The organism is Thalassorhabdus alkalitolerans (assembly GCF_042656525.1).
GTDB lineage: Bacteria > Bacillota > Bacilli > Bacillales > Marinococcaceae > Thalassorhabdus > Thalassorhabdus alkalitolerans.
Genome location: NZ_JBHSOZ010000010.1, coordinates 31,950 through 58,664 on the forward strand (window position 1 = coordinate 31,950; position 26,715 = coordinate 58,664).

At 41.8% G+C, this 26,715-nt stretch carries 28 protein-coding genes, 1 pseudogene and 1 riboswitch; of the genes and pseudogenes, 24 read left to right on the forward strand and 5 right to left on the reverse strand.

From position 1 onward, the window contains the following. Positions 1–100: 100 nt before the first annotated feature. The gene (gene ppc / locus ACFPU1_RS15110; protein ID WP_385942662.1) at positions 101–2,854 is read left to right on the forward strand and encodes a phosphoenolpyruvate carboxylase; all 2,754 of its coding nucleotides are present in this window, start codon (positions 101–103) and stop codon (positions 2,852–2,854) included. A 296-nt stretch (positions 2,855–3,150) separates the two neighbouring features. Here the strand turns inward: ppc and ACFPU1_RS15115 are convergent, their stop codons facing one another. Further along, positions 3,151–3,984, reverse strand: a complete 834-nt coding sequence (locus ACFPU1_RS15115; protein ID WP_385942664.1) for an undecaprenyl-diphosphate phosphatase — start codon at positions 3,982–3,984, stop codon at positions 3,151–3,153. Positions 3,985–4,202: 218 nt separating this feature from the next. Here ACFPU1_RS15115 and ACFPU1_RS15120 point away from each other — a divergent pair, with 218 nt between their 5' ends. Together ACFPU1_RS15120 and ACFPU1_RS15125 are read left to right on the forward strand one after the other, a co-directional pair. Then, positions 4,203–4,724, forward strand: coding sequence for a TlpA family protein disulfide reductase (locus ACFPU1_RS15120; protein WP_385942666.1), 522 nt, complete (start codon positions 4,203–4,205; stop codon positions 4,722–4,724). A gap of 229 nt (positions 4,725–4,953) precedes the next feature. Then, on the forward strand, positions 4,954–6,024 hold the full coding sequence (locus tag ACFPU1_RS15125; protein ID WP_385942668.1) for a DUF3866 family protein: 1,071 nt from the start codon (positions 4,954–4,956) through the stop codon (positions 6,022–6,024). Between the two features lie 3 nt (positions 6,025–6,027). Here ACFPU1_RS15125 and mciZ read toward each other — a convergent pair whose 3' ends face one another. After that, on the reverse strand, positions 6,028–6,150 hold the full coding sequence (gene mciZ, locus ACFPU1_RS15130) for a Z-ring formation inhibitor MciZ (RefSeq protein WP_157842924.1): 123 nt from the start codon (positions 6,148–6,150) through the stop codon (positions 6,028–6,030). Positions 6,151–6,226: 76 nt separating this feature from the next. Between mciZ and ACFPU1_RS15135 the strand changes: the two genes are divergently transcribed. The 17 genes from ACFPU1_RS15135 to ACFPU1_RS15215 all read left to right on the forward strand — a co-directional run bounded on the left by ACFPU1_RS15135 (position 6,227) and on the right by ACFPU1_RS15215 (position 20,231). After that, positions 6,227–6,766 carry an NUDIX hydrolase gene (locus tag ACFPU1_RS15135; protein WP_385942670.1) on the forward strand — a complete coding sequence of 180 codons (540 nt, stop codon included), beginning with the start codon at positions 6,227–6,229 and terminating at the stop codon, positions 6,764–6,766. A gap of 294 nt (positions 6,767–7,060) precedes the next feature. After that, positions 7,061–7,702 carry a stage II sporulation protein M gene (gene spoIIM / locus ACFPU1_RS15140; protein WP_385942671.1) on the forward strand — a complete coding sequence of 214 codons (642 nt, stop codon included), beginning with the start codon at positions 7,061–7,063 and terminating at the stop codon, positions 7,700–7,702. 118 nt (positions 7,703–7,820) lie between these two features. Further along, positions 7,821–8,321, forward strand: coding sequence for a ferric iron uptake transcriptional regulator (fur, locus tag ACFPU1_RS15145; RefSeq protein WP_385942674.1), 501 nt, complete (start codon positions 7,821–7,823; stop codon positions 8,319–8,321). Positions 8,322–8,513: 192 nt separating this feature from the next. Further along, the gene (locus ACFPU1_RS15150; RefSeq protein WP_385942675.1) at positions 8,514–8,744 is read left to right on the forward strand and encodes a YqzK family protein; all 231 of its coding nucleotides are present in this window, start codon (positions 8,514–8,516) and stop codon (positions 8,742–8,744) included. A gap of 15 nt (positions 8,745–8,759) precedes the next feature. Next, positions 8,760–9,650: a site-specific tyrosine recombinase XerD gene (gene xerD, locus ACFPU1_RS15155; RefSeq protein ID WP_385942677.1), complete on the forward strand. Its 891-nt coding sequence runs from the start codon at positions 8,760–8,762 to the stop codon at positions 9,648–9,650. 138 nt (positions 9,651–9,788) lie between these two features. Further along, positions 9,789–10,982 (forward strand): phosphopentomutase, encoded by a 1,194-nt coding sequence (gene deoB, locus ACFPU1_RS15160; protein WP_385942679.1) that lies wholly within the window; start codon positions 9,789–9,791, stop codon positions 10,980–10,982. 8 nt (positions 10,983–10,990) lie between these two features. Beyond that, on the forward strand, positions 10,991–11,824 hold the full coding sequence (locus tag ACFPU1_RS15165) for a purine-nucleoside phosphorylase (RefSeq protein ID WP_385942681.1): 834 nt from the start codon (positions 10,991–10,993) through the stop codon (positions 11,822–11,824). Positions 11,825–11,830: 6 nt separating this feature from the next. Next, the gene (locus ACFPU1_RS15170; RefSeq protein WP_385943036.1) at positions 11,831–12,646 is read left to right on the forward strand and encodes a purine-nucleoside phosphorylase; all 816 of its coding nucleotides are present in this window, start codon (positions 11,831–11,833) and stop codon (positions 12,644–12,646) included. A gap of 22 nt (positions 12,647–12,668) precedes the next feature. Next, entirely contained in the window at positions 12,669–13,970 is a 1,302-nt protein-coding gene (locus ACFPU1_RS15175; protein ID WP_385942683.1) for a pyrimidine-nucleoside phosphorylase, read from the forward strand. Positions 13,971–14,091: 121 nt separating this feature from the next. After that, the gene (locus ACFPU1_RS15180; protein WP_385942685.1) at positions 14,092–15,291 is read left to right on the forward strand and encodes a D-alanyl-D-alanine carboxypeptidase family protein; all 1,200 of its coding nucleotides are present in this window, start codon (positions 14,092–14,094) and stop codon (positions 15,289–15,291) included. 122 nt (positions 15,292–15,413) lie between these two features. Beyond that, on the forward strand, positions 15,414–15,764 hold the full coding sequence (gene spoIIAA, locus ACFPU1_RS15185) for an anti-sigma F factor antagonist (protein WP_385942687.1): 351 nt from the start codon (positions 15,414–15,416) through the stop codon (positions 15,762–15,764). Positions 15,765–15,766: 2 nt separating this feature from the next. Next, entirely contained in the window at positions 15,767–16,207 is a 441-nt protein-coding gene (gene spoIIAB / locus ACFPU1_RS15190) for an anti-sigma F factor (RefSeq protein ID WP_054636413.1), read from the forward strand. Positions 16,208–16,218: 11 nt separating this feature from the next. Then, positions 16,219–16,968 carry an RNA polymerase sporulation sigma factor SigF gene (sigF, locus tag ACFPU1_RS15195; RefSeq protein ID WP_054636412.1) on the forward strand — a complete coding sequence of 250 codons (750 nt, stop codon included), beginning with the start codon at positions 16,219–16,221 and terminating at the stop codon, positions 16,966–16,968. A gap of 175 nt (positions 16,969–17,143) precedes the next feature. After that, positions 17,144–17,743, forward strand: a complete 600-nt coding sequence (locus ACFPU1_RS15200) for a stage V sporulation protein AA (protein ID WP_385942690.1) — start codon at positions 17,144–17,146, stop codon at positions 17,741–17,743. A gap of 2 nt (positions 17,744–17,745) precedes the next feature. After that, the gene (locus ACFPU1_RS15205; protein WP_385942692.1) at positions 17,746–18,168 is read left to right on the forward strand and encodes a stage V sporulation protein AB; all 423 of its coding nucleotides are present in this window, start codon (positions 17,746–17,748) and stop codon (positions 18,166–18,168) included. A 27-nt stretch (positions 18,169–18,195) separates the two neighbouring features. Then, a complete protein-coding gene (gene spoVAEA / locus ACFPU1_RS15210) occupies positions 18,196–18,771 on the forward strand; it encodes a stage V sporulation protein SpoVABEA (protein WP_385942694.1) in 576 nt (191 codons plus the stop codon). Further along, a complete protein-coding gene (locus tag ACFPU1_RS15215; protein ID WP_385942696.1) occupies positions 18,756–20,231 on the forward strand; it encodes a spore germination protein in 1,476 nt (491 codons plus the stop codon). The genes spoVAEA and ACFPU1_RS15215 overlap by 16 nt, the downstream gene beginning before the upstream one ends. Before the next feature lie 179 nt (positions 20,232–20,410). Here ACFPU1_RS15215 and ACFPU1_RS15220 read toward each other — a convergent pair whose 3' ends face one another. Both ACFPU1_RS15220 and ACFPU1_RS15225 read right to left on the reverse strand, forming a co-directional pair. Beyond that, on the reverse strand, positions 20,411–20,920 hold the full coding sequence (locus tag ACFPU1_RS15220; RefSeq protein ID WP_385942698.1) for a YsnF/AvaK domain-containing protein: 510 nt from the start codon (positions 20,918–20,920) through the stop codon (positions 20,411–20,413). Positions 20,921–21,017: 97 nt separating this feature from the next. Continuing rightward, a complete protein-coding gene (locus ACFPU1_RS15225) occupies positions 21,018–21,479 on the reverse strand; it encodes a YsnF/AvaK domain-containing protein (RefSeq protein ID WP_385942700.1) in 462 nt (153 codons plus the stop codon). A gap of 232 nt (positions 21,480–21,711) precedes the next feature. On the opposite strand from ACFPU1_RS15225, the gene lysA reads away from it, so the two are divergent. Both lysA and ACFPU1_RS15235 read left to right on the forward strand, forming a co-directional pair. Next, positions 21,712–23,031 carry a diaminopimelate decarboxylase gene (gene lysA, locus ACFPU1_RS15230; RefSeq protein ID WP_385942702.1) on the forward strand — a complete coding sequence of 440 codons (1,320 nt, stop codon included), beginning with the start codon at positions 21,712–21,714 and terminating at the stop codon, positions 23,029–23,031. Between the two features lie 53 nt (positions 23,032–23,084). Then, positions 23,085–23,519 carry a peptidylprolyl isomerase gene (locus ACFPU1_RS15235; protein ID WP_054636410.1) on the forward strand — a complete coding sequence of 145 codons (435 nt, stop codon included), beginning with the start codon at positions 23,085–23,087 and terminating at the stop codon, positions 23,517–23,519. Positions 23,520–23,720: 201 nt separating this feature from the next. Here the strand turns inward: ACFPU1_RS15235 and ACFPU1_RS15240 are convergent. Further along, positions 23,721–23,972, reverse strand: a pseudogene (locus ACFPU1_RS15240) (transposase); the annotation flags it as partial. A gap of 573 nt (positions 23,973–24,545) precedes the next feature. Then, positions 24,546–24,694, forward strand: a riboswitch (FMN riboswitch). A gap of 258 nt (positions 24,695–24,952) precedes the next feature. Between ACFPU1_RS15240 and ribD the strand changes: the two are divergent. Both ribD and ribE read left to right on the forward strand, forming a co-directional pair. Then, complete coding sequence (gene ribD, locus ACFPU1_RS15245; protein WP_385942705.1) at positions 24,953–26,047, forward strand: bifunctional diaminohydroxyphosphoribosylaminopyrimidine deaminase/5-amino-6-(5-phosphoribosylamino)uracil reductase RibD; 1,095 nt, start codon at positions 24,953–24,955, stop codon at positions 26,045–26,047. Position 26,048: 1 nt separating this feature from the next. Further along, on the forward strand, positions 26,049–26,699 hold the full coding sequence (gene ribE, locus ACFPU1_RS15250) for a riboflavin synthase (protein WP_385942707.1): 651 nt from the start codon (positions 26,049–26,051) through the stop codon (positions 26,697–26,699). Positions 26,700–26,715 lie beyond the last annotated feature (16 nt).

Genomic DNA, 26,715 nt, shown 5'->3' on the forward strand with positions numbered 1-26,715 from the left:
TATTTTTTGCATGTAAAGGGCCGCGAAATGTCCTTGCGGGACGAAAATTGTCCCTGTTTTATGATCATCGTATGCACGACTTTTTACAGGAGGGTAATAAATGATCAACGTAGAAGATAGCAGCTCACTATTAAGAAATGACGTAAAAAATCTTGGAAACATCCTGGGGGAAATTTTAGTTCATCATGGCGGTGTTTCCTTATTAAACAAAGTTGAAGAAATCAGAAAAAAAAGTATTGCCTTAAGGCAAACTCACAATGAAGAAGAATACAAAAAGCTGAAAGAAGAAATCAGCAGCTTGGAACCGCCTATGCGCCAGCATGTCATTCGTGCTTTTTCCACATATTTTCACCTGGTCAATATTGCAGAACAAAATCATCGCATTCGAAGAAGACGCCAATATCAGCTTGAAGATAACGATGTAAGCCAGCCTTTTTCCCTGGAAGGAGCAGTGAAATCTTTAAAGGAAAATAAGATAACAGAGAGTGTAATACAGGATGTACTCAATGATTTATCCTTAGAGCTCGTGATTACTGCTCATCCTACAGAAGCAACCAAAAGGACTGTACTGGAGATACAAAAGCGAATTTCCACTATTTTGCAGCAGTTTGATAATCCTCTTCTTACAAAACGGGAGAAGGAGAACTTACATGAGAGTCTTTTTAATGAAGTCACAGCTTTGTGGCAGACAGATGAGCTGCGTCATCGCAAGCCGACTGTAGTAGATGAAGTAAGAAATGGTCTGTATTACTTTGACCAAACGTTGTTTGACGTGCTGCCAGACATCCACCAGGAGCTTGAGGAGCAGCTGGATTCTGAGTTCCCTGACCATGATTGGAAAGTCCCTAACTTCCTCACATTTGGCTCCTGGATTGGAGGGGACCGTGACGGTAATCCAAATGTAACCCCTGAAGTAACATGGGAAACATTACAGAAACAAAGAGCACTGGCAATTAAGAAATACAGAAAAGTAGCAGAAGAACTGATGAGAAGATTCAGTCATTCCATGGTCAGGGTAGAAGTGAGCAAGGAGCTTCTTCGTTCAGTTGAAGAAGGCGAAACGAAGTATTTAGATGAAGGTGACGCTTGGCCGGTGGATTCAGAGATCTACAGAAGAAAATTTGCAATCATTTTAAAAAGGTTAAAAAATACCGGAAAAACGGACCTTGGCTACGAAGATGCGGAGGAGCTGTTGAATGATCTTCTGATGATTCAAGAAAGCGTAGAAAAGCATCAGCCTTCACATCATAAATTAAAAATGATTCGTAAATTAATTCGCCAGGTTCAGCTCTTTGGTTTTCACCTTGCAACCTTGGATATTAGAAATCACAGCGGCGAGCATGAAGCAGCAATTACTGAAATTCTGCGAGCAGTCAATATTACTTCTGATTACAGTACCCTTCCAGAAAATGAGAAGATAGAAATGCTTGAAAGTGTCCTTAAAGATCCGCGTCCGCTTCTATTGGCAGATGAATATTATTCAAAAGAAACACAAGAAATGCTTAAAGTATTCCATACGATTAAACAGGCTCATGAAGAATTCGGACAAAGGTCCATTGAAGTTTACCTGGTCAGCATGACCCAGTCCTCAAGTGACTTGCTGGAAGTCCTTGTTCTTGCAAAGGAAGCCGGAATTTACCGCCTTCACGCTAATGGTGAAGTAGACAGTCATTTAAATGTGGCGCCGCTTCTTGAAACCATTGACGATTTAATTGCAGGGCCAGACATCATGAAAACCTTGTTTAGCATGGATGTGTACCGCAATCATTTGAATGAACGAGGAAACAATCAGGAGGTCATGCTGGGGTATTCTGATGGAAGTAAAGATGGGGGTACCCTTACTGCGAACTGGAAATTGTTTAAGGCTCAGCAGGAAATTCATGATATGGCTAAGGAATTTAATATCGGTTTAAAGTTTTTCCATGGCCGCGGCGGATCCTTAGGCCGAGGGGGCGGGCCGTTAAACCGCAGTATCCTTTCTCAGCCTGCAGAAACGTTAGGAGACGGTGTGAAGATTACGGAACAAGGGGAGGTTCTTTCCTCTCGCTACCTTCTTGAAGATATTGCCTTTAGAAGCCTTGAGCAGGGAGCATCTGCTTTGCTGGAATCATCAGCTAAGATTTCTAACAAGTCAGAACAAGCACATATTCGTGAATCCAATTGGGAAGAAGCAATGGAGGAAATCTCCTCCCACTCATTAAAGAAATATCAATCGTTAGTGTTTGGTGACAAAGACTTCCTTGGCTATTTTAATGAAGCCACACCAATAAAAGACCTGGGAGCTCTTAATATTGGCTCTCGTCCAATGAGTAGAAAAGGAAGCAGCCGCTTTGAAGATCTCCGGGCAATACCATGGGTATTTGCATGGACCCAGTCCAGGCAGCTTATCCCGGCCTGGTATGCTGCTGGAACGGGCCTTCAAGCTTTTGCTTCAAAAGGTGAAGAGAACGTGAAGCTTCTCCAGACCATGTATCAGCATTGGCCATTCTTCAAATCTACTGTTAATAATCTGCAGATGGCTCTTATGAAAGCAGATTTGAGCACAGCAAAAGAATACATGAAGCTTGTGAAGGATGAAGAGATAGCAAATAGAATTTTTGGGGATATAAAAGAGGAGTACGAAAAAACAAAGGAAATGCTCTTGCAAATTACGGGGAATGATAATCTTCTCGATCACACTCCTAACATCCAAGAGTCAGTTTACCGAAGAAATCCTTATGTTGACCCTCTAAATTACCTGCAAGTGGAATTAATTAAGATCATGCGCTCCCAGGAAGATCAGCCTGAGGAACTGCTGACAGAGGTACTTTTAACAATAAGTGGAGTGGCCGCAGGCCTTCGAAATACAGGATGATGTAAGAGGGGTTGTCTCAAATGACTCCTTTTTAATCACACTGTAATACGGGAGACAAGAAAGAGGCTGGTATAAAACGGTCTCTGGAAAGTAAAAACGGTGCCAACTATCGAAAAGCGATAATTGGCACCGTTTTGTTGATCTAAAATAGGTTGATGAGCTTGTCGGAAGGTGTACTTTCTCAAGTTCACCGCCATCAAGGTAAATTTTCGTTTTTAACCTGCTCTTTGCCTCTCACCGCCGAGGGTCAAGACTCTTCTTTTGTGCTGGGTTTTGTCCCGGCTTCTTGGTTTTATCTATTCTACATCAATAACAACTGTTGGATCCAGCTGGGTAACAACGAATACAGCTAGCACAAAACAATAAATCGCAAAATAGATCAGTTTGCTTTTTTTAAGGAATCCGATGAGCCAGACAATTCCTATCCATGAAAATATAAAGGAAGCAATGAAAGCAATGATTAAATTACCTGTTCCTATGGACGCAAACGCTCCTCCGCCAATATCGTCGAAGGCTAACACGGAAGAGCCTAAAATGACGGGTATTGAGAGTAAGAAAGAGTAACGGACAGCTGTATCTCTATTTAAACCGCAGTACAGAGCAGTAATTAAAGTAGCACCTGATCTTGAAATCCCCGGAAGGACTGCTAAAGTCTGACCGAGGCCGACAAAAATTGAATCCAAAAATGTCATATCTTTTTCAGTTCGTGAACCGTATTTGTGGAATCTTTCTATTAAAATAAGAAATAGCCCCGTAGTTGCTAAAGCCCCTGCAATAAATGGCGGGGTTTTCATAATGTCTGAGACAAAGTCATTTAAAAGCAAGCCAAGAAAACCGGTAAGAAAGGTAGCAACAAGAATATAAATTGCAAAGAAAAAAGAGGTTCTGTGATGAGAAGACCTTGTAGTTAAGAAAGTAAAGAATCCTGTGACGACCTCGACCACATCTTTTCGAAAATATAAAAGAACAGCAAGAATTGAACCAATATGTAAGAAGATTTCAAACGAAAGTCCGGGAAAGGTATAGCCAAAAACCATCTGTGTAATGACGATATGGGCTGTACTGGAAATAGGCAGAAATTCTGATAATCCTTGAACAATACCGAATATTAAAGCTTCGTACCAACTCATTTATCTCTTCACTCCTCTTGTTATCTCTGTTATTTTAGCAGATATAGGTATTAACGGATAGATTAAATTTATGAAGTTTTTTCCTGAGGCCACCATACTTGTCCATCAGTTTAAAGATGGACTTTCCTCTACTATATTAGTAAGGTATCAGAGGTATGAAAGAAACGATGCTTACTTTTAAAAATATAAAAAATTAGACCTTATAAGGTGGGGTAATGATGAAAAAAAAGCTGACGATGTTCATACTCATTGCAGCTGGAGTTGCTGGAATGTTTGTGGTGTATACAAATTTGACCATAGAGAGAGTAGGAGTGGAAGTTGGGAATGCAGCAGTAGATTTTACCTTGCCGACCTGGACGGAGGAGGAGAGATCTCTTTCTTCCTACAGCGGGGATATTGTTATTATGAACATGTGGGCTTCTTGGTGTGAGCCATGTACCAGGGAAATACCGGATTTGCTTCAGCTGCATGAAGATTACCATGCTGAAGGAGTGAGTGTCCTAACAATTAATATGAATTCTTATGAACGTACGAGGGAGGACGCCCAGCGATTTGTGGAGGAATATAATATGACGGAAGCCCCGGCCGTTATTGATCTCGAGGGAGATGTAGCAGATATGTACAATATTCAATACCTCCCAACAACCTATATTATTGATGAAGATGGAATCATAGTGGACAAGATTCCTGGTGAAGTTAGTTATGAATTGCTTGAACAGAAAGTTTTAGAGCTATTATAAAAGGCATGGTAAAGGTCAATTTCTCTTTTCCATTCGCTTTTCGGAGCAAATGTATTTTTTTAGGAAATGACCCTATTGAAGCTTGTAGAGTTTATTGTTCCCAGTCAATTGGCTGGTGTGAAAAAGGTACTGAACTGGACTCATGCCAGCCAATTTTTGTCTCGTTTCCTGGATATATTACTTTTCATATACATAAAGTACGAGTGTAAGACAGAAAGGAGCGAGCAGGATGTATGAAGAAAGGTTCGCAACGGTTCTTTCCATCCTTGAGGAAAACAATGGATGTCAACGTATTGCAACAGATCATGGCAGCGGGAAAGCTTTGGTTTTTTTATCCTTTCTTCCAAAAGTACATGTTGGAGACAAAGTAAAAATAAACACCACTGCTTCTGCCTTAAAACTGGGAACCGGGGGATGGGATATTGTGACTTCTCTCGTATCAGGCTCACCATTTTCTCTCACGGGAAAAGGGCATATTATGAAAGCCAGATATCTTCCTTCCCAGCATAGTGTACTTTCAGTGGATGATCCTGAGCATCCGGATCATTGGATCTTTCAACAGCCATTTACTTTAAAAGGAAAAAAGATCCTGCTAGCAGAGCTGCACAGCATGATTCCTGTGTTAGTTGGAGCTTTAATAGCTCTAAGTCCTAAAAGTAAAATTGGGGTTGTGTTGTCTGATGAAGCTTCGCTGCCTTTAAATATGAGCAGCCATCTAAGTGTAATGAAAGACTGGGAAGGGGTAAAAACTATAACCGTAGGGCAGGCTTTTGGAGGGAAGGAAGAAGCCACCACTATACCTAATGCTTTGCAATGGCTGTCGGTTAAATATAATGCAGATTATATGATCATTTCTATGGGACCTGGTACCACTGGCACCAACACACCATGGGGTTTCAGCGGACTGTCATTGGCTAATTGGTCCAACCTGGTTGGGGCATTGGAAGGCATCCCGGTATGGACAGCGCGTATTTCCTTTCAGGACGAAAGGAAACGACACAGAGGAATCAGTCATCACACCCTTACACCTTTACAGGATTTTACCTTGGCTTACTCTTTCCTGGCACTGCCTTATCTTGCTAAAGAGAAACACCAAGTGCTCTATCAGCAAAGCTCTCTCCTCATGAAAAAAAATAAGCATATCAAAGTGTTATGGCAGGCTGTTGACGAGCTTGAGCTTAAGTGGAAAGAGTGGAAAAAAGATTATCCTCTTTCTCTTACAACAATGGGGAGGCCGATAGAAGATGATCCGCCGTTTTATTTATCCTGCCTGTCAGCGGCTCTCGCTGTGGCAGGGTAGGGATCAGTTTTTACTCCCCCATTCAGCCATTGTTTTATGAGTTCGTGAGGCAGCTTTTAAATATTGAGTCACTTCCCATGCTTTACCGACAATTCTAATGTGGCGTGGAGTGATATAAACTTTCATATCCACCGCTCCTTTATTCATTTTATGATAAACTGTATGTAAAATCGGGGTTTTTTATACATAAGGGGGAAGAAAAATGAAGGATCATCTGTATGAGGAAACTGTTAAATCTACAAATATATATAAAGGGAAGATAGTAGATCTGAATCTTTTAGATGTAAGACTTCCTAATGGCAAGGATGGAAAACGAGAAGTAATTAACCATCCTGGAGCCGTGGCGGTTATCGCCCTAACTGAGGATAACAAGCTTGTATTGGTCCGACAGTTTCGAAAGCCTTTAGAAAAACACTTAATAGAAATTCCGGCTGGAAAGCTAGAAGAAGGAGAGGATCCTTCAGTAACAGTTGCCCGGGAATTAGAAGAAGAGACAGGCTATAAGGCTAAGGAATTCCAAAAAATCACTTCGTTTTATACCTCTCCTGGTTTTGCTGATGAATTGGTACATATTTATGAAGCAAAGGGGTTAATGGCAGGGACTGCCGGGACCGATGAGGATGAATTTGTAGATGTACTGGAAGTCACCCTTGAGGAAGCAGAAGAACTGATGGAAAAGCAGGAAATTCATGATGCCAAAACAGCTTATGCTCTGCAGTATTTAAAGTTAAAGCTCTGTTAATGCTTATTTTTTCTTTAAACTTTCTCTTGTTTCCCTTCTCTTATCAAGCTTTTTATGTGTTTCTGACCAGGTAGTTTTCTGCCTGTATTGTGCCCGCTTACCCTGGTTTAGCGGGCATGGTAATTTGTCAGTCCTCTGTCTCACTAAATTAGTGACCATAAAAAATAAGAATCAAGACAGTGAAAACAGGGTAGGCATACCTAGCAATCGAAATCGTATTCTTCCTTGAGTCATAGTTTTTGTATAACTCTCATAGAGTAGAGACAGAAACAGAGACGAGAGGGGGAGAATTCTATGAAGGGAAAGCTGGCCAGGTCTGCTTATCAGCATATAGAAGAGCATCGGTCGCTCTATTTGTTTGTTACTGTTCTCTTTCTCATGGGTATTGTGTTTGGAGCTATTGTAGTAAACAGCTTGAGCTTGACACAAAAACATGATTTATATATGTATCTAAACCAATTTTTTGGACAAGTCAGTGAAGGAAGCTATGCCACGGCAAGTGATATGTTTAAACAAAGCTTCTCTCACTACGCTAAATATGCAGGGCTTATGTGGCTTTTAGGCTTATCTGTGATCGGTCTGCCTTTTATATTATTATTGTTGTTTTTAAAAGGGATTGTTGTCGGCTTTACCGTAGGTTTCCTGGTGAATCAAATGGGGATTCCGGGTTTTGCCATGTCATTTGTTTCAGTGCTCCCTCAAAACCTGATTGTTGTACCTGTTTATATTTTTGTGGCTGCAATTTCTTTGGCATTCTCACTTAAATTGATCAGACATCAATTCTTAAAAACAAATTATGAGCCTATCTTTCCTATGTTTATGAAATCGTGTTTGTTTATGGCTGTCTCCATTATGCTCCTTGCTTTTGCTTCAAGTATTGAAGCCTTTCTGTCACCCTCTTTAATGAAAATCATTATAGACTGGACAGCAGGTTAATAACTAAAATTTAATTATAATAATTATAATGTGATAATGATTTTAGTTATCATTTGACACTCTCTTCTCCTGAGATTATAATTAATCGTGAATGGTCACCAGGGGGAGGGGAATGTCAATGGAAAACCGGATAGACCGCATTAAGAAGCAGCTGCATGCGCAAAGCTACAAGCTTACGCCTCAACGAGAAGCTACAGTGAGAGTCCTTCTAGAACATGAAGAAGATCATTTAAGCGCGGAAGATGTATATCTGCTTGTCAAAGAAAAATCTCCTGAAATCGGTTTGGCTACCGTATACCGTACCCTTGAGCTTTTAAATGAGCTTGAAGTGGTAGATAAGATTAACTTTGGGGACGGAGTTTCCCGTTATGACTTGAGAAAAGAAGGAGCTGCTCACTTCCATCATCATCTCGTATGTATAGAATGTGGGGCAGTGGACGAAATTCAAGAGGACCTTCTCGGTGATGTAGAAAAAGTCGTTGAGAGGAACTGGAACTTTCAAATTAAAGATCACCGATTAACCTTCCACGGAATCTGCCACCGCTGCAATAATAAATCAGACCCAGAGAAAAAAGAGGAGAAAACCGAAGAAAAGGGTAGTAAAACCAAAATCCGATAAAAACCTTTTCATTTAAGGAAGAGGTTTTTATTTTTTGGTTTATATAAGACATAGAAAGCCTTCCTATAGCAGCTGGAAGGATATAATTTTCTTATACATAAAGATTTTTCCGTAAGATAGCTGTCTCATGTATATTTCTTATCTATTTAGGCATAGCTTGAAATTAAGCATGCTTTTTTAGAGGTGAATAATATGAGAAAGTGGTTTAGCCCCATGTTTGATGCTGTTAAAGTATTTCTTGTCTTTGCAATGTGCACGACATTTTTTTATTATGGTATTCTATGGATAAGTGCAGAATATGAAAGCGATCATAGGTTTGAAGAGCCCCAGGGAAGGGCAGTAAAAGTGATAGAAATGTTTGAAGAACCAGGACCGTCAGTCTGGCTGGAACGGCTACTGTTTTTTTACCGGCACGGGGAATGACAAGGGGGGAATTTAATGGAGCATGGGGTAGATGATTTTCTCCATTACATAAAAGTAGAACGGGGATTGAGTGAAAACACTGTCAATTCGTATAAAAGAGATTTAAAGGCTTACCTTTTATTTTTAAAAGAAAGTAACAACATCGCAACGTGGGATGAAGTACGACGAGCTGACATTACGGAATTCCTCTATCTATTGAAAGAAAAAGGAAGATCCCAGGCCACGCTGGCCAGGACCACGTCTTCCATAAGGGCGCTTCATCAATTCTTGCTGAGAGAAAAAACGGCTTCCAGTGACCCTTCAGAGCTGATCGAAACACCTAAAGGGGACAAGAAGCTTCCCGAGGTGCTATCAACCACAGAAGTAGAGTTATTATTAGATGCAACTGGCGGAGCTGATGATTTTTCCAGGAGAAACCGGGCGATGCTTGAACTTCTTTATGCTACAGGCCTGCGAGTTTCTGAAATGTGTGAATTAAAAAAAGGCGATGTTCATTTATCAATGGGGTTTGTCCGCTGTACGGGAAAAGGAAACAAGGAAAGAATTATTCCGTTAGGAAAAGTTGCCATTGAAGCTTTAGAAATCTATTTGCAAAAAGCACGTCCTGGATTAGCAAAAGAAAAACCACACGAGCAGTTATTCGTAAATCATCACGGGAACCCTTTATCACGTCAAGGTTTTTGGAAAATATTAAGAGGAATAGCCGACAAAGCAAATATAACAAAAGCGCTGACACCTCATACTCTTCGTCATTCATTTGCCACTCACTTACTGGAAAATGGTGCAGATCTGAGAGCGGTACAAGAGATGCTTGGGCATGCAGATATCTCAACCACACAAATTTATACACACATATCAAACAAAAAACTAAAAGATATTTACAGTTCGTACCATCCCAGAGCATAAAAGAAAAGGACAGGCTCACAATAAACAAAGATTCTATTTCAGGCCCTTTGATAAGAAGAGGTATTCTTATGGGGGCTTTTGGTTTGCTTACAAAGCAATGAAAAGGGAGAATGAACAGTACATAAAGGAGGAAATGATATGGCGGAAAATATACCTTTTAAGAGAGTCTTCTTAATTGTGATGGACTCAGTAGGGATAGGGGAAGCTCCAGATGCTGCAGAATTCAATGACGTAGGAGCTGACACCCTCGGCCACATCGATGAGAAAACAGGTGGTCTTTCTATGCCAACTATGGAAAAGCTAGGACTAGGGTGGATTAAGGAAACGACGGGGATCCGTAAAATAGATGCTCCTCTCGCTTCTTTTGGAATTATGGAAGAAGCCTCAAGAGGAAAAGACACGATGACAGGACACTGGGAGATTATGGGACTGAGAATAGACGAGCCGTTTCGCACGTTTCCTGATGGATTTGATGAAGGGCTGATTAAACAGCTTGAAAAGGAAACAGGAAGAAAGATAATCGGTAATAAAGTAGCCTCAGGAACAGAGATTATCAAAGAATTAGGGAAGGAGCATATGGAGACAGGTGATTTAATTGTTTATACGTCCGCAGATTCTGTGCTTCAAATTGCGGCTCATGAAGAAATTGTCTCTGTAAAAGAGCTCTTTGAGATATGCGAAAAAGCCAGAAAACTTACGTATGAACCTCCCTATATGATAGGAAGAGTGATTGCTCGTCCGTTTATTGGTGAACCAGGAGCTTTTGAGCGTACAGCAAATCGTCATGACTATGCTTTAAAGCCTTTTGGCAGAACAGTTATGAATGACCTGGCAGACCAGGGATTTGACAGTTTAGCCATAGGGAAGATCAGCGATATTTATGATGGAGAGGGTATCACCGAATCCTTGCGGACTACTTCGAATAGTGACGGAATGGATAAGATCATTGAAACAGCAAACCGTGACTTTACAGGACTGAGCTTTTTGAACCTTGTAGATTTCGATGCTAAATTTGGACATCGCCGAGATGTAGACGGGTACGCAAAAGCCCTTGAGGAATTTGACCGCCAGCTGCCGGAGTTACTGGAAGCTTTAAAAAGTGATGATCTCCTGTTACTTACCGCTGACCATGGAAATGATCCGACACACCACGGGACAGATCATACGAGAGAAGTAGTGCCCTTAATCGCATATTCTCCTTCTCATTCAGGGGGCCAGGACCTTGGCGTGAGAAAGACATTTGCTGATGTAGGCGCTACAATTGCTGAAAATTTCACATTGAAAGCTCCTTCCCATGGAACGAGTTTTTTATCCGCTCTTAAGAAAGGATGAGTAAAACCATGAGTCAAGAAGTGAAACAAAAAGAAGCATTTTCTTTTTTGCGTGGACAGATTCAAGAAACACCCAAGGCAGGCTTAATTTTAGGGTCCGGGCTTGGGGTGCTGGCAGATGAAATTGAAGAGAGAATTGTCATTCCTTACAGCAAGATTCCAGGATTTCCTGTCCCAACTGTTGAAGGACACGCCGGTCAACTGGTTTTTGGCAGACTAAAAGGCCTCCCTGTTGTGGCTATGCAAGGGAGATTTCATTTTTACGAAGGCTATGCGATGAAAGAAGTGACTTTTCCCGTACGAGTAATGAAGAATTTGGGCGTGGAAACGCTGCTGGTGACAAATGCAGCAGGCGGAGTGAATGAATCCTTTGAAGCTGGAGATTTGATGATTATCAAGGATCATATTAACCTCATGGGGGATAATCCCCTAATGGGAAAAAATAATGAAAAGCTGGGTCCTCGTTTTCCAGACCTCTCTTCAGCCTATGACGAGAAACTAAGGACAGTGGCAAAAGAAACTGCTCAATCCCTGAACATGTCTATTCGTGAGGGGGTGTACATAGGCAATACTGGCCCTGCATATGAAACGCCTGCTGAAGTGAAAATGGCAAGGACTTTGGGAGGCGATGCTGTAGGGATGTCTACGGTCCCTGAGGTTCTGGCTGCCAGACATGGCGGTATGAGAGTACTCGGTATTTCCTGCATTTCTAACATGGCCGCAGGTATACTCAATCAGCCTCTGAGCCACGATGAAGTTATTGAAACAACTGAAAAAGTGAGAGAAGAATTTTTGTCTCTTATGAAAGGGATTATTGGACGAATGAATGAGGAGGAACTATAAATGAATATGTCTGCCAAAGTAAAGGAAGCTGCGTCTTATCTTAAAGAACAATTTAGCGTAAATCCAAAAGTGGGCCTCATTTTAGGATCAGGACTTGGTGATCTTGCAGAAGAAATAGAGGATGCGATCTACGTTGAGTACCAATCTATTCCTCATTTTCCTGTTTCTACAGTGGAAGGACATGCAGGAAGACTTGCCGGGGGGACTCTCGAGGGAAAAGACGTTGTAGCGATGCAAGGACGTTTTCATTATTATGAAGGCTACAGTATGCAAGAAGTGACGTTTCCTGTCCGTGTCATGAAAGAGCTGGGGGTAGAAACGATTATTGTTACGAATGCTTGCGGCGGAATGAATCCTTCATTTAAGCCGGGAGATCTTATGGTAATTGAAGATCATCTAAATATGACAGGGGCCAATCCTCTCATTGGGCCAAATGATGAGGAGTTAGGACCGCGCTTTCCAGATATGAGTCAGGCTTATGAAAAAGGTTTACAGGAAGTAGCTCAGAGGGCAGCTGATAAGCTGGGAATTTCCATACAAAAAGGTGTGTACGCCGGAATCTCAGGTCCTGCTTTTATGACTGGCGCTGAACTTATTATGCTTCGTAAGCTTGGAGGTGATGTCGTAGGGATGTCCACGGTTCCTGAAGTAATTGTTGCACGACATGGAGGACAGAAAGTTTTGGGCATTTCCTGCATCACAGATATGGCAATCGGTGAAGAAATTGAAGGTGTAAGCCACGAAGAAGTAATAGAAACGGCGACAAAGACGAAGCCTCGTTTTATTTCTCTCGTTAAAGAAGTATTAAAGACAATGCCATAGGGCGAGAGGGGGACGATTTACTATGCGTATGGTAGATATCATTGCAAAAAAAAGAGATGGGGAAACCCTTACAAATGAAGAGATTAAGTGGTTTGTTGAAGGCTACAGCCGAGGGGAAATCCCAGATTACCAGGCTTCAGCTTTTGCCATGGCTATTTATTTTAAAGGAATGACTCAGCAAGAGGCGGCGACGCTGACATATGAAATAGCAGCTTCAGGAGATCAATTAAATCTGACGGAAATTGAAGGAATTAAAGTAGATAAGCATTCTACTGGAGGAGTAGGAGACAAGACTACTTTGGTCCTTGGGCCATTAGTGGCCGCCCTTGGTGTTCCAGTTGCAAAGATGTCAGGACGGGGGCTGGGCCATACAGGAGGCACCATTGATAAATTGGAAGCCTTCAATGGATTTCGGACAGAATTAGAGCGTGAGGAGTTCATTCGTCTCGTGAACGAAAATAAAATTGCTCTCGCCGGACAATCTGGAAACCTGACACCTGCTGATAAAAAACTTTATTCGCTCAGAGACGTAACGGCTACTGTTGATTCGATTCCCCTGATTGCAAGCTCGGTAATGAGTAAAAAAATTGCGGCCGGAGCCGATGCGATTGTCTTAGACGTTAAGGCAGGCTCAGGTGCTTTTATGGACAAGGTGGAAGATGCAAGAAAGCTGGCGAAAGCAATGGTTGATATTGGTAACTCTCTGGGGAGACAGACAATGGCAGTCATTAGTGATATGAATCAGCCCCTTGGCCGCCTTGTCGGCAATGCACTTGAGGTCAAAGAAGCTATTGATACGCTAAAAGGTGAAGGCCCGGAGGATCTTCATGAGCTTTGTCTGACACTTGGAAGCCACATGGTAGTGCTGGGAGGAAAAGCAGACACTGTTCATGAAGCTAGGACCATGCTTGAGCAAGTGATTCAAAACGGAAAAGCTTTGGAAAAAATGAAGACGTTCATTGAAGCACAGGGGGGAGATCCGGCTTCCGTTGAAAGACCGGAGACCCTTGTTACAGCTTCCTCTTTCATAGAGGTAAAAGCTGATACAGAAGGCTTTGTCCATCGAATGGATGCTGCTCTGATTGGAAGGGCAGCAATGGTATTAGGTGCAGGCAGAGCGACAAAGGAAGATAAAATAGACCATGCAGTAGGAGTTGAACTAGTAAAGAAAATTGGGGATTCTGTGAAGCATGGAGAGACTTTGGCCGTTCTTCATACAAATAAAGATGAGAATGAAGCTGTCAAAGATATGATTAATAGAGCGTATGAGATTGAAGAGAAGCCTGCCTCAGCCCCTTCTTTAATTTATGATACGATTGAATAATCCACATGAATTCCTATCCTTTCTAAAGGATAGGAATTTTTTTATTCTTCCATTGTCCTGGCAGTATGAAAGAAGAAATTTATGGAAACTCTAGTAGTAAAAAATCTGGAGGTCCTGTACTATGAGGGGATTATTAAAAAGAAGTACATCTATATTTCTTGCTTGTTTGCTAGTCTTATCGGTTTCTCAACATGCGTTCGCAGAGGAGAAACAAGCTGAGCTTGCTGAAGAGGCTGCAGCTGCTATTTTGATGGAAGCAGATACAGGTAGAGTATTATATGAGAAAAACAGTGAGGAGTCCCTGCCTCCGGCGAGCATGACAAAAATTATGACCATGCTCTTAATTATGGAAGCGATAGACGAAGGAAAAATTGACTATGAAGATAAAGTGGTAACGAGTGAGTATGCGGCTTCAATGGGAGGATCACAGATCTTTCTTGAGCCTGGCGAAGAAATGACTGTAAGGGATATGCTGAAAGGAATTGCCGTTGCTTCTGGAAATGATGCTTCTGTGGCAATGGCCGAACATATTGGCGGGTCAGAGGAAAAGTTTGTGGAGATGATGAATAAAAGGGCTGAGGAATTGGGCCTTGAAAATACTCACTTTACGAACACCAACGGCCTGCCTGTTGAGAATCATTACACGAGTGCAAAGGATCTGGCTTTAATGGCTAGAGAGCTGTTAAAACATGAGAAAATCACATCTTTTACCGGAATTTATGAAGACTACTTAAGGCAGGGCACTGATGATGAATTTTGGCTTGTAAACACAAACAGGCTTGTAAAATTTTATCCAGGAGTGGACGGGTTAAAAACGGGATTTACTCAAGAAGCTAAATACGGCTTGGTTGCCACTGCGAAAAAACAGAACATGCGCGTTATTTCAGTAATAATGGGAGCCACAACACCCAAGACCAGAAATAGTCAGACAACATCGCTCCTTGACTACGCTTTCAATCATTATGATATCCAGCCTCTTTACGATAAGGACCACGTCATAGATCGTGCAGCAGTGGAAAAAGGGGACGCATCCCATGTGACGGGAGTGTTAGGAAGCAGGATAAGCCTGCTGATTCAAAAAGGCCTGAAGCTTGAAGATATAAGTGAAAAAGTTGAAATGAACAAGAATTTAAAAGCACCGATTAAAAAAGGAGAAACGATCGGGAAATTTGTAGTAGAAAAAGATGGAGAAGTATTGGCAGAAACGGATATCGTCGCACGTGAAGACGTAAAAGAAGCCACGTGGTGGGGATTGTTTAAACGAACTTTGGCGAAGATGTCCGGCATAGATGCAGGCAGTAATGAAAAGGAAAGCGAATAGCTTCTTCTTTACACGATTTGCCACTAGTTTTGTCAGTGGGAAAGGAAGAGGAAGGTGTAAGGAGAATATATGTTTCAGAAAGATGCTAGTGTTTATCAAGAATGAAATGGGAGTGAGAGCCGATGAGCCTTTCGATTGATTTAGAACGAAAAGGAGACGTACTTTGTGTCCGTTTAAGTGGGGAATTAGATCACCACACTGCCCATGATGTGAGAAACAAGGTGGAACGAGCGTATGAGCCTGAAGAAATAAAGCATATTCTTTTAAACCTGGAAGACTTGACCTTTATGGACAGTTCAGGAATTGGAGTCATTTTGGGAAGGTATAAACAAGTGATAAATAGAGGGGGACAAATGGTTGTATGTGACATTTCTCCTCCTGTGAAAAGACTGTTTGAAATGTCAGGGCTTTTTAAAGTTTTGCGTTTGGAAGAGGGAGAATTTGATGCTTTACGAACTTTGGGGGTGGCGTAACAGTGAAAAATGAAATGAGACTTGAGTTTTCCGCTGTTAGTGAAAACGAATCTTTTGCCAGAGTTACTGTAGGAGCTTTTGTGACACAGCTTGATCCAACGATGGAAGAGTTGACAGAGATTAAAACAGTAGTATCCGAAGCAGTCACGAACTCAATTATTCATGGTTATGGTGAAAACCCTGCAGGCACGGTTATTATTATGGCTAAACTTGAGGAAGATACAGTGGAACTTACGATAAAAGACGATGGACAAGGGATTGGAAACGTTGATAAAGCAAGGGAGCCATTGTATACAACAAAACCAGACATGGAACGGTCAGGAATGGGTTTTACGATCATGGAAAATTTTATGGACTTAGTAGAAGTGACCTCAGAACCGGGATTGGGGACCACTGTTTATTTAAAAAAGCATTTATCTAAAACCAAAGCGTTTTGTAATTAAGGGGCAACGCCATGGGGACAGAAGTAAAAAAGAATAAACAGTTGAGTGATGCCAAGCTGAGGGAACTGATTGCGAAAAGCCAAAGTGGTGATTTTGAGGCAAGAGAGTTGATTGTTAACAGTAACACCCGTCTTGTCTGGTCGGTCGTCCAGCGTTTTATGAACAGAGGGTATGAAGCAGATGATCTTTTTCAAATAGGCTGCATTGGTTTAATTAAATCTGTAGACAAATTTGATTTAAGTTACGACGTTAAATTTTCCACTTATGCTGTTCCGATGATTATTGGGGAAATTCAAAGATTTATCAGAGATGACGGCACGGTGAAGGTGAGTCGTTCCTTAAAGGAATTAAATAATAAGATCAGAAAGAAAAAGGAAGAAATGACGAAGGAATTGGGACGGACCCCTACTGTGAATGAAATTGCTGCTGCTTTAGAGATTGCACCAGAGGAGATAGTGTTTGCAAATGAAGCGACAAGGTCACTTTCTTCCCTGCATGAGACTGTCTATGAAAATGACGGCGATCCTATCACGCTTATGGATCAGATTTCAGATGAAAATGAACAGAAATGGTTTGATAAGATTGCTCTTCATGAGGCGGTAAGCCATCTTGAAGAAAGAGAAAGGCTGATTGTGTATCTTCGTTATTTTAAGGATCAAACACAAGCAGAAGTGGCAAGAAGACTTAGTATCTCCCAGGTTCAGGTTTCTCGTTTAGAAAAGAAAATACTGGATAAAATAAAAAGCCGGATGGATGAATAAACCATCCGGCTTTTTGTATTTTCACAACAACTATTATTTTTTATCGTAAGAACGGGGTGCGTCCTTGTTAGAGGTTTCTTCTTAGTAAGATGAAGTATTTCCTCAATTTTAGAATGAGGAAAAAAAAGGCGTTCATACTAAAAACAACTAAGAACTCCTGAGAGGAGGAACAACTTTGGATGAAATCATTTATATAAAGCTTAAAAGCAGAATCCAAAAGAAGCTGAACGAGCGAGTGCTGGTCAAAGATGTTGCTTATCTGGAAGGTAAGGAAAAGATTAAAACGGCGATGGGAGATCTCGTGCTTTATGAAGTAACCAAAGCAGATAAAACCCACGTGGTGATAGACATTATGGACGTGCTTTTCCTCCTTCGAACCCGGCATACTGACCTTGACGTTCAGTCTCTTGGCCCGGTGAACACGATTATAGAAGTGGACCGGGGGAAGCGCCCTCCATCTCTTCTTTTTGTATCCTTTGTTTGGTTTCTTCTGTTTGTTGGAGCAGGACTTGCCATTATGAATTTTCATGAAGACGTGAGCATGCTGGAAGTCCATCAGAAAATTTTTATGATCATTACAGGAAATGAAGTATCGGCACCCTGGCTTCTGCAAATTCCTTATTCCTTTGGGCTTGGGCTTGGAATGATTTTATTTTTTAATCATTTATTCCGTAAGAGAATAAACGAAGAGCCAAGTCCCCTTGAAGTGGAAATGTTCAATTATCAGCAAGATATGGACCGCTACGTAATTATGTCCGAAAAAGAAAAACTGTAAAGATGACTATTGAACCTTTACTGTCAATTCTCGTTGGTTTAGCAGGGGGGCTGGCTGTCGGAAGTGGTTTTGTAGCTTTTATTTCCGTGCTTGGAATTATTCCTCGTCTAGTCCAGCTGACTCGGTCTTATCATCTTGTACAGCTGTATGAGTGGGCAGTGATAACAGGTGCCATTGCCGGATCTGTTTTCACTCTTCATCAGCCTCATGCTCATCTGCCTTCATTTTTAGCAGTCCCGGTCGGGCTTGCTGCAGGAATGTTTGTAGGTATGCTGGCAGCGGGCCTGACAGAAGTGCTCAACGTGTTTCCCATTCTCTCAAAACGAGTAGGGATGGAAAATAATATCCTTGTTTTACTGATGGCGCTAGTGTTAGGGAAAATAACGGGATCACTCTTTCATTGGCTTTACTTTGTTAACCATTAAATAAAATAAAAGGAAAGGGAGAAGCTAGTGAGTAGGAAAAAGCCAGTAATTTTTATAACAGATGGAGATTCTGCTGCCGTGAAAGCAGTAGAGTGTGCTGCAGGAGAATTACAGCTCCCCTTTCTTACAGCTTCAGGAGGTAATCCTTCTCCTCCTAATACAACAGAGCTGGAGGAAATGGTTAAAAGCGCAGAAGGGGAGCCGGTTTTGCTGTTGTTTGATGATGCCGGGCAGCAAGGGATAGGGCGGGGAGAAGAGAAGATGATAGCCCTTAACAGAGGCAATACAGTTGATGTATTAGGTGTCATAGCCGTGGCATCCACCTCGAAACAATTTGACTGGACCAATGTTGATGTATCAATAGACAAGTTTGGGAACCTTACTTCTTATGGAGTGGATAAAGAAGGGATAGAGGACCTTGAAATTGGCCGGCTCAAAGGAGATACAGTGTATTGTATTGATGACCTGGGAGTTCCTGTCATCGGCGTAGGGGATATAGGCAAAATGGGAGGGTGGGATGACCCTGAAAAAGGCTCGCCGATAACAAGAAAAGCTATTGAAATCCTTATCGAACGGAGTGGTTGGAATTGTCGCAACAAGTAGAAGAAAAACAGTCTCTCTTTCCACAACTTCATAAAAATGAAAAATTACTAACAGAACGCCTGGGAATCGGGACAAGTTACGATGTAGGAATTCGAAAGCTGAACATACTTGGGAAAGAAATTCAAATTTATTACGTAAATGGACTTTCAAATGATCAATACGTAATTGAGATTTTAAGAGAGCTTATGCTGCTTGAATCACGTGGCAGGGAAGTTCACGATGTTCAAAAAGCAATAGAAAACCATCTTACCCATGTTCAAGTAGAGTATAAAGATACCTTTGAGGATTGTATCACAGAGCTCCTCTCCGGTCTTGCTGTTATTTTAATGGAAGGTAAAGCCGAAGCCTTCATAGTAGATGTAAGAAACTATCCAGGACGAGGCCCTGAAGAGCCAGACACAGAGAAGGTCGTACGTGGAGCAAGAGACGGATATACAGAAAACATCGTAGAAAACACGGCCCTTACAAGAAGAAGGATAAGGGATCCAAACCTTCGCAATGAAATGCTTCGGATAGGAACGAGATCGCAAACCGATGTCTGTCTATCCTATATAGATGGGATTGCTGACCCTGCCTTGGTGGAGATCGTGAGAAAAGAACTGGAATCCATTAATATTGACGGTCTTTCTATGGCTGACAAAGTAGTGGAAGAGTATATCGTTAAACAGGGAAACAACCCTTTTCCGCTTGTTCGTTATACGGAAAGGCCTGACGTGGCAGCTACTCACCTTTTAGAAGGGCATGTTGTTGTCATTGTGGATGCTTCCCCTAGCGTAATCATCACACCAACGACAATGTTTCACCATGTCCAGCATGCAGAAGAATACCGGCAGGCCCCGGCCATTGGGACGTTCTTTCGTTGGGTTCGTTTCCTCGGAATTCTTGCTGGAGTCTTTCTAGTTCCACTTTGGCTGCTAATGGTGTTGTCTCCGGAAATGCTGCCTGAAATGCTTGATTATATAGGTCCCGACAATGGAGATCAAAATGTTCCTATTTTTGCTCAAATTCTAATCGCTGAATTTGGTATAGAACTTCTGAGGATGGCTGCCATCCATACTCCTTCTCCTTTGGCAACGGCTCTTGGGTTAGTCGCAGCACTTTTAATTGGGGAAATTGCCATTGAGGTCGGTTTGTTTACCGCAGAAGTTATCTTATATATTGCCGCAGGGGCGGTAGGTCTCTTTGCCACACCAAGCTATGAGCTGGGTGTTGCGTTAAAGATTTCCAGACTTGTTCTGATTGTGCTCGTCTTTTTGTTTGAAGGGCCAGGCTTCATTATTGGTACCACGATCATTTTCTTGTTGGTATGTGCCATTCGTTCCTTGAATAAACCTTATCTTTGGCCGTTTTTGCCGTTTGCACCCAAGGAATTCTGGCAGATTATTGTACGTACTACTGTACCAACTCTTCGATTCAGACCAAAGATTGTTGACCCTCAGGATCCCATCAAGCAATCATAAAAGAGGTGGAACAAAAGGAAATCATTCAAAAAACCCGAACCATTTATTGCGGTGGTTCGGGTCTTCTTTTTTTTCCATTCATGAAGGCAACGCACTTCGCTTTCACATGAAGGCACAACAAGTGGCGGTGAGCAAAAACGAGAACTTCCCACAATTGCCTTCGACAAGTCCATAAACATTTACGTAATAGGATCCTGTTCTTTCATGTCCGCCTCTCCGTTAACGTCAGATATAACTTTTTCTTTTTTTAGTGTGGTTTTCACTTTTTGAATCTCATTTTTTCGTTGTTTTTTTATAGAAACGTCATTTAATGTTACAGGATGTTTACTGACTTTAATTTCCTCTTCCTTTAGAGGAATGCGATAATACTCTTCATCCCCTGCTTCAATTACCATTTCTTCACGTTTAATTGGCACGGTAATCGTTTTTTTGTCTTTTATTACTTCCTTATGAACGTTAACTTCCCCTATAGGAACTTTCACTTTTTTTATTTCTAGTTCTTCTTCACGAACTTTTAAAGAGGAGCCTTTTTTCGTGCTTTTTCTAGGTAATGATTTTTTTTGCCCGAAGAAGGCTCCCCATATCCCCCCTATAATCCCACCCATAACAACTCCTGCAAAAAAAGATCCCCCTAACAAAAAAATAATAAGTCCACCAATAATGGATCCGAACAGAATAGATTTTTTCATAAATTTCACCCTCCTATTGTATTTAGTTGTAAATTCACTATAAGTAAAAATCCTACTTAACAAACGCTAAGTAGGAAAAAGCAATTAAATGCAAAGGCTATTTGTCATCATTAATTATTTCTGCATCTCCATGTTCTTCAACGTCAGCTACTTCTTTATGAAGGACATCTTTTATTTGTTCTGTTTCTTCCACAGCCTGTTTATGGGCTGAGACCTCACCTGTCACTACGGTGTGTTTGTCAACATCAAGTTTTTCAGCCGTCACAGGGATCTGGATCGTTTCTTCCTTTCCAATTGGTTCCTCGGATGGCTCATGATTCACTGCTTTTCTCTCAATAACAACTTGATCATGGGATACAGGCACGTTAATCTCTTTTTCCTCTTCAATAATATCTTTATGAAGGGTCACATCTCCTGTTTCTGCTCGATGCTTATGCACGTCTATTTCTTCTTCCCGAAGCTCAAGGTGAGCATTATCTCTAGCAAATTCTGTATCTGTTGCTTGTTCCTGCTTTCGGGAACGGGTTTCCTTTTGAGAATCTTCTTTAAAAAAGCTCATTATTTTTCCCTCCCAAGAAGTGAGTAGGTTTTTATTTTTCCTTTAAAACCAAAATGTATTCTTTAATTAAGAGTGCAATTAAAAGGTGTAATTGAAATGAATTTACTTTTTATAAAATAACGGCATAGGGCAAAAATACAATTTCAGGGAAGTGGACTCTTTTTCTTTTGCTTATGTATAAATGATGATAAAATGGACACATTGATTTAAGGGGTAAGGAGAGAGAACGCTCATGTATTTACATGGAACGAGCAAGATAAATGAAAAGGGCCATCTGGAAATTGGCGGAGTAGATACTGTAACGATAGCCAAAAAATATGGAACCCCTGTATTTGTATACGATACAGCATTAATTCGTAAACGGACTGAGGGCTTTCAAAAGGCTTTTATAGAAGAAGGTGTGTCCTATCAAGTGGCGTATGCCAGCAAAGCATTCAGCTGCCTGGCAATGATACAGCTGGTTGATGAACTAGGCTTGAGCCTTGATGTGGTTTCAGGAGGAGAATTGTATACAGCTAAACAAGCGGGATTCCCGATGGAGCGTGTCCATTTCCACGGTAACAATAAAAGCGCTGAGGAAATCCGTATGTCCATAGAATTAAATATAGGCTGTATTGTTGCTGATAACTTTTATGAGCTTGACTTAATTAAAGAAGAAGCGAAGAGTCAAGGGAAAACTGTGAAGGTGCTTCTCAGGACCACTCCTGGAGTAGAAGCTCATACTCATGATTACATTTCAACTGGCCAGGAGGATTCGAAGTTTGGTTTTGACCTTGCGAGCGGGCAGGTTGAAAAAGCAATGGAAACCATTCTTTCTCAGCCAGAAATAGAGCTCCTCGGCTTTCATTGCCATATTGGCTCCCAAATTTTTGATACAACTGGTTTTACAATGGCAGTTGAGAAGCTGTACGAGAGTATTAGAAAGTGGCAGGAGAAGTTTGACTATACCCCTGACGTATTAAATGTCGGCGGGGGCTTTGGCATACGTTATGTTGAAGGAGATGACCCTCTGCCTCCGGAAGAGTATGTAAAGGATGTAATCAAAGCTGTAAAAAAAGAAGCGAAGGATTCTGGAATGGATGTTCCTGAGATTTGGATTGAACCAGGTCGTTCTATCGCAGGAGATGCAGGAACCACCCTTTATACAATTGGTTCTACAAAGGATATTCCAAATGTACGTAGATATGTTTCTATTGACGGAGGAATGACAGATAATATTCGTCCGGCTCTTTATCAGGCGGAGTATGAAGGAATTCTTGCGAACAGAGCAAACGAGAAAGCTGCAGATAAGGTTTCAATTGCAGGCAAAGCTTGTGAAAGCGGAGATATGCTTATTTGGGACCTCCCGCTCCCGGAAGTAAAGCACGGTGATATTTTAGCTGTCTTTTGTACGGGGGCTTATGGGTATTCTATGGCTAATAACTACAACAGAATCCCCCGTCCTTCCGTTGTATTTGCAGAAGAAGGAAAGACTCATCTGGTTGTAAAAGGCGAAACATATGATGATTTAATTCGTAACGACCTTCCTTTATATGCCCCGGAACGAGTATAATAATAAACAGTGCCCTTCTTTGAAAGGGCCACTACATACAATGAGGTGAAGAAATGAAAAAAGGTACAATTTCTTTTGAAAACGGTGAGACAATCCATTTAGAATTCTTTGAAGAAGATGCTCCTGGCACTGTAGCTAATTTTGAAAAACTTGCAAATGAAGGGTTTTATAACGGTCTGACATTTCACCGTGTAATTCCTGGCTTTGTAGCACAAGGCGGTTGTCCTCAAGGAACTGGGGCAGGCGGTCCTGGATATACAATCAAATGTGAGACAGAAGGCAACCCTCATAAGCATGAGAGAGGATACCTTTCAATGGCCCACGCTGGAAAAGATACGGGCGGAAGCCAGTTCTTTATCCTGTTTGATCGCCAGCCTCACCTGGATGGCGTCCACACTGTTTTTGGCAAGGTAACAGATGGACTTGAAACCGTAGACCGTATTCAAGGCGGAGATGTAATGAAGGAAGTTAAGGTGTGGGAAGAATAAGCACAGTCTTAAAGGCTTCATTGCATAAACTTTTTGGTTGTCTATAAGAGGCTGGGATAAAACAGTCTCTGAAAAGGAATAAAAGGTGTCAGTTATCGATTTTCGATAGCTGGCACCTTTTTATTGATCAGAAATGGGATGATCGGGCTTACGGGCGGTGTACTTTCTCAAGTTCACCGCCAGTAATGCAAATCCTATTTAGTTTTTCACCTGTTTTTTCCTCTCACCGACATTCGTGTGAAACGCAAATTAGCCTTCAGAAATCCGAAGGTTGGCTCCACATCGATCTTACGCTTCCCGTTGATCTCACCGGTTTTCTCGTCTGAAAGCAGTTCTTGAATATAGGTAGGCTTTTTGATTTTCCCACTTCTCATTATAATGAACCTTGCGGTTATTTCCTTCCTTGACTTTCATACACTGAGAACGAAGTGGACATGCAAAACAATCTTCACTACCCTTTTTGTGTACATATACGTTGATTGTTAAACGTCACGAGACGCCTGCGGGAAAAGCAAGAGCTGAAGATCCGCCGGGGCGATTTTCCACGGCTAGCTGAAGCCTTGCCCGCGGCAAGCGAGTGTATTTTTGAACAATCAACTGTTTAAAATACATCCTATAGCAAAAGCCCTCACCGACGGTGAGGGTCCTTCTATTTAGCTGAGTTTTGTCCCAGTCTCTCTTTTTTTGTTTTCAGGATTCTATCAAAGGTACACTAGCATGTACCTCGAGGCACAAGTGCAACATTCGTTAAAGCCTTCATTACATTCGTATTCACTTCTATGCAGCTGGCAGGACTTTAGCTAACCGGGGAAGATTACTCCGTCCCCCACTTCTTACTTTTCAATAGAACTGGTTAGGCGTAATATCGGGTCGTTTTTGTACAGCAATGTTTGAGTTTCCAATAACTAAAACGAACTGACAGAAATGGGCGATGGAGAAAGATTTCTATGAATAAGTCTTCATTGTTGCTAGTTTGGCCGGATAATATGGTATACTAATTAAAAATTGAATATATCAAGCCATGCGGTTTGCCTTCGGGGTCGGGTGAAATTCCCAACCGGCGGTGATAAAGCGATATTCGCTTTTCAGTCCGTGACCCGTGTTTTCATTGAAGACACGGTGGATCTGGTGAAACTCCAGAGCCGACAGTAAAGTCTGGATGGGAGAAGGAAAAAACCGTGTTCACCTCTTTGCACTTATGTTGCTTGTTTTTTAACAAGCCGGATATCCCAGGGAGGAGTCTGTCCATTTCAGACTTTCACCTTCCGGGAAAGAGGCTTATTTGAACACGTGTATATTACTTACGTTCCCCTGAAGAAACCTTTTCTTCAGGGGGTTTTTATTTTATATAAGCGGTGAAAGAGTGAGGGCCTTCTAGAAAAGCAAAGACCAATTGACCGCAGAAGGAAGCTTGATAGAAGGGGGAGCCATCCATGATAAATGATCAATCCTATATGAAACTAGCATTGGACTTAGCGGAAAATACAGAAGGACAAACTTCCCCAAACCCGGTAGTAGGCGCTGTTGTCGTGAAAGAAGGGCGTATTCTTGGAATGGGGGCTCATTTAAAAGCAGGGACAGAACATGCCGAGGTGCATGCTTTGGCAATGGCTGGAGATGAAGCAGCGGGAGCAGATATTTATGTAACCCTCGAACCTTGCAGTCATTACGGTAAAACTCCGCCCTGCGCGGATACAATTATTAATAAAGGAATTAAGCGCGCTGTCATAGCAACGTCCGATCCTAACCCTCAAGTTGCAGGAAAGGGTATACAGAAATTAAAGGAGGCGGGAGTCGAGGTTGTCCTTGAGGTGGAAAAAGAAAGAGCAGACTGGCTCAACCGAAAATTTTTTCATTTTATGAAGGCGAAAACACCCTATGTCACCTTAAAGTCGGCGACTTCTCTAGACGGAAAGACGGCTACGGTGACCGGTGAAAGCCAATGGATCACTGAAAAAGAAGCGAGGGAGGATGTTCATTATTCACGGCATACTCATGATGCCATCCTGGCAGGGGTTGAAACAGTGAAAAAGGATAACCCTTCGTTAACGACAAGGCTTCCTTCAGGAGGCGCACACCCGATAAGAGTGATTCTCGATACAAATTTACGAACCCCCCTGCAGGCGAAAATGCTTCATGATGGGCTTGCTCCCGTATGGATCATCTGTGGAAGCGATAACGATGAACAAAAAGTGAAACAGTATAAATCATTAGGTGCTGAAGTCATTAAAATGAGTCATTCTTCTATCAGCCTTCAGGAGATGCTGAACGTTTTAGGAGAAAGAAATATTCAATCCCTTTATGTCGAAGGGGGCGCGACAGTTGCCGGGTCCTTTGTGAAAGAAAGGGCATTCCAGGAAGTGATTATGTATATGGCTCCCAAGCTGATTGGCGGCAAAGATGCTCCTACGGCTGTAGGAGGAACAGGAATAGCAAATATTAATGAAGCCATCGCTCTTGATATCATATCTGTCGAAAAAGCAGGAGACGACCTCAAAATAACCGCCCGGCCAAAGGAGGCTTTTTAAGATGTTTACAGGAATTATTGAAGAAAAGGGAACGATAAGGTCATTACATCAAAGCGGCGAGGCGATCGTCATGAGTATCGAAGCAAGAGAAATATTAACCGATGTCGGTCTTGGTGACAGTATCGCGGTGAACGGAGTATGCTTAACAGTTACTTCGTTTGATGACAGCCATTTTACTGTTGATGTTATGCCGGAAACAGTCAGAGCTACGAGTCTAAGGACATTAAAACCTGGTTCAAAAGTAAACCTGGAAAGAGCTATGGCAGCCGGCGGCAGATTTGGAGGTCACTTTGTTTCCGGCCATGTTGACGGAACAGGCGAGGTGCTTGCAAAGAAGCCGTTAGATAATGCCGTGTACTTTACCATTAAGGTACCAGCTCATCTTACACCTTATATCATGAATAAAGGGTCAGTCTGCATTGATGGAATAAGCCTTACCGTGTTTGGAATAGATCAGCAGGAGCTGACACTTTCCATCATTCCCCATACTCTTTCGGAAACAATACTAGGGGAGAAGTCTGCTGGTGATCCGGTAAATATCGAGTGTGATATGCTTGCAAAATATGTTGACCGTCTGGTGGAAACAAAGCTTCAATCACCGAAAACAGGAAATATTAGTGAATCTTTTCTAGAGGAAAACGGCTTTAAATAGAATGGGCAGGAGAGTG

Excerpts from the sequence above, each read along its gene's own strand:
- ppc (WP_385942662.1), top strand. The coding sequence starts at position 101 with ATGATCAACGTAGAAGATAGCAGCTCACTATTAAGAAATGACGTAAAA.
- ACFPU1_RS15115 (WP_385942664.1), bottom strand. The coding sequence starts at position 3,984 with ATGAGTTGGTACGAAGCTTTAATATTCGGTATTGTTCAAGGATTATCA.
- ACFPU1_RS15120 (WP_385942666.1), top strand. The coding sequence starts at position 4,203 with ATGAAAAAAAAGCTGACGATGTTCATACTCATTGCAGCTGGAGTTGCT.
- ACFPU1_RS15125 (WP_385942668.1), top strand. The coding sequence starts at position 4,954 with ATGTATGAAGAAAGGTTCGCAACGGTTCTTTCCATCCTTGAGGAAAAC.
- mciZ (WP_157842924.1), bottom strand. The coding sequence starts at position 6,150 with ATGAAAGTTTATATCACTCCACGCCACATTAGAATTGTCGGTAAAGCA.
- ACFPU1_RS15135 (WP_385942670.1), top strand. The coding sequence starts at position 6,227 with ATGAAGGATCATCTGTATGAGGAAACTGTTAAATCTACAAATATATAT.
- spoIIM (WP_385942671.1), top strand. The coding sequence starts at position 7,061 with ATGAAGGGAAAGCTGGCCAGGTCTGCTTATCAGCATATAGAAGAGCAT.
- fur (WP_385942674.1), top strand. The coding sequence starts at position 7,821 with ATGGAAAACCGGATAGACCGCATTAAGAAGCAGCTGCATGCGCAAAGC.
- ACFPU1_RS15150 (WP_385942675.1), top strand. The coding sequence starts at position 8,514 with ATGAGAAAGTGGTTTAGCCCCATGTTTGATGCTGTTAAAGTATTTCTT.
- xerD (WP_385942677.1), top strand. The coding sequence starts at position 8,760 with ATGGAGCATGGGGTAGATGATTTTCTCCATTACATAAAAGTAGAACGG.
- deoB (WP_385942679.1), top strand. The coding sequence starts at position 9,789 with ATGGCGGAAAATATACCTTTTAAGAGAGTCTTCTTAATTGTGATGGAC.
- ACFPU1_RS15165 (WP_385942681.1), top strand. The coding sequence starts at position 10,991 with ATGAGTCAAGAAGTGAAACAAAAAGAAGCATTTTCTTTTTTGCGTGGA.
- ACFPU1_RS15170 (WP_385943036.1), top strand. The coding sequence starts at position 11,831 with ATGTCTGCCAAAGTAAAGGAAGCTGCGTCTTATCTTAAAGAACAATTT.
- ACFPU1_RS15175 (WP_385942683.1), top strand. The coding sequence starts at position 12,669 with ATGCGTATGGTAGATATCATTGCAAAAAAAAGAGATGGGGAAACCCTT.
- ACFPU1_RS15180 (WP_385942685.1), top strand. The coding sequence starts at position 14,092 with ATGAGGGGATTATTAAAAAGAAGTACATCTATATTTCTTGCTTGTTTG.
- spoIIAA (WP_385942687.1), top strand. The coding sequence starts at position 15,414 with ATGAGCCTTTCGATTGATTTAGAACGAAAAGGAGACGTACTTTGTGTC.
- sigF (WP_054636412.1), top strand. The coding sequence starts at position 16,219 with ATGGGGACAGAAGTAAAAAAGAATAAACAGTTGAGTGATGCCAAGCTG.
- ACFPU1_RS15205 (WP_385942692.1), top strand. The coding sequence starts at position 17,746 with ATGACTATTGAACCTTTACTGTCAATTCTCGTTGGTTTAGCAGGGGGG.
- ACFPU1_RS15220 (WP_385942698.1), bottom strand. The coding sequence starts at position 20,920 with ATGAAAAAATCTATTCTGTTCGGATCCATTATTGGTGGACTTATTATT.
- ACFPU1_RS15225 (WP_385942700.1), bottom strand. The coding sequence starts at position 21,479 with ATGAGCTTTTTTAAAGAAGATTCTCAAAAGGAAACCCGTTCCCGAAAG.
- lysA (WP_385942702.1), top strand. The coding sequence starts at position 21,712 with ATGTATTTACATGGAACGAGCAAGATAAATGAAAAGGGCCATCTGGAA.
- ACFPU1_RS15235 (WP_054636410.1), top strand. The coding sequence starts at position 23,085 with ATGAAAAAAGGTACAATTTCTTTTGAAAACGGTGAGACAATCCATTTA.
- ribD (WP_385942705.1), top strand. The coding sequence starts at position 24,953 with ATGATAAATGATCAATCCTATATGAAACTAGCATTGGACTTAGCGGAA.
- ribE (WP_385942707.1), top strand. The coding sequence starts at position 26,049 with ATGTTTACAGGAATTATTGAAGAAAAGGGAACGATAAGGTCATTACAT.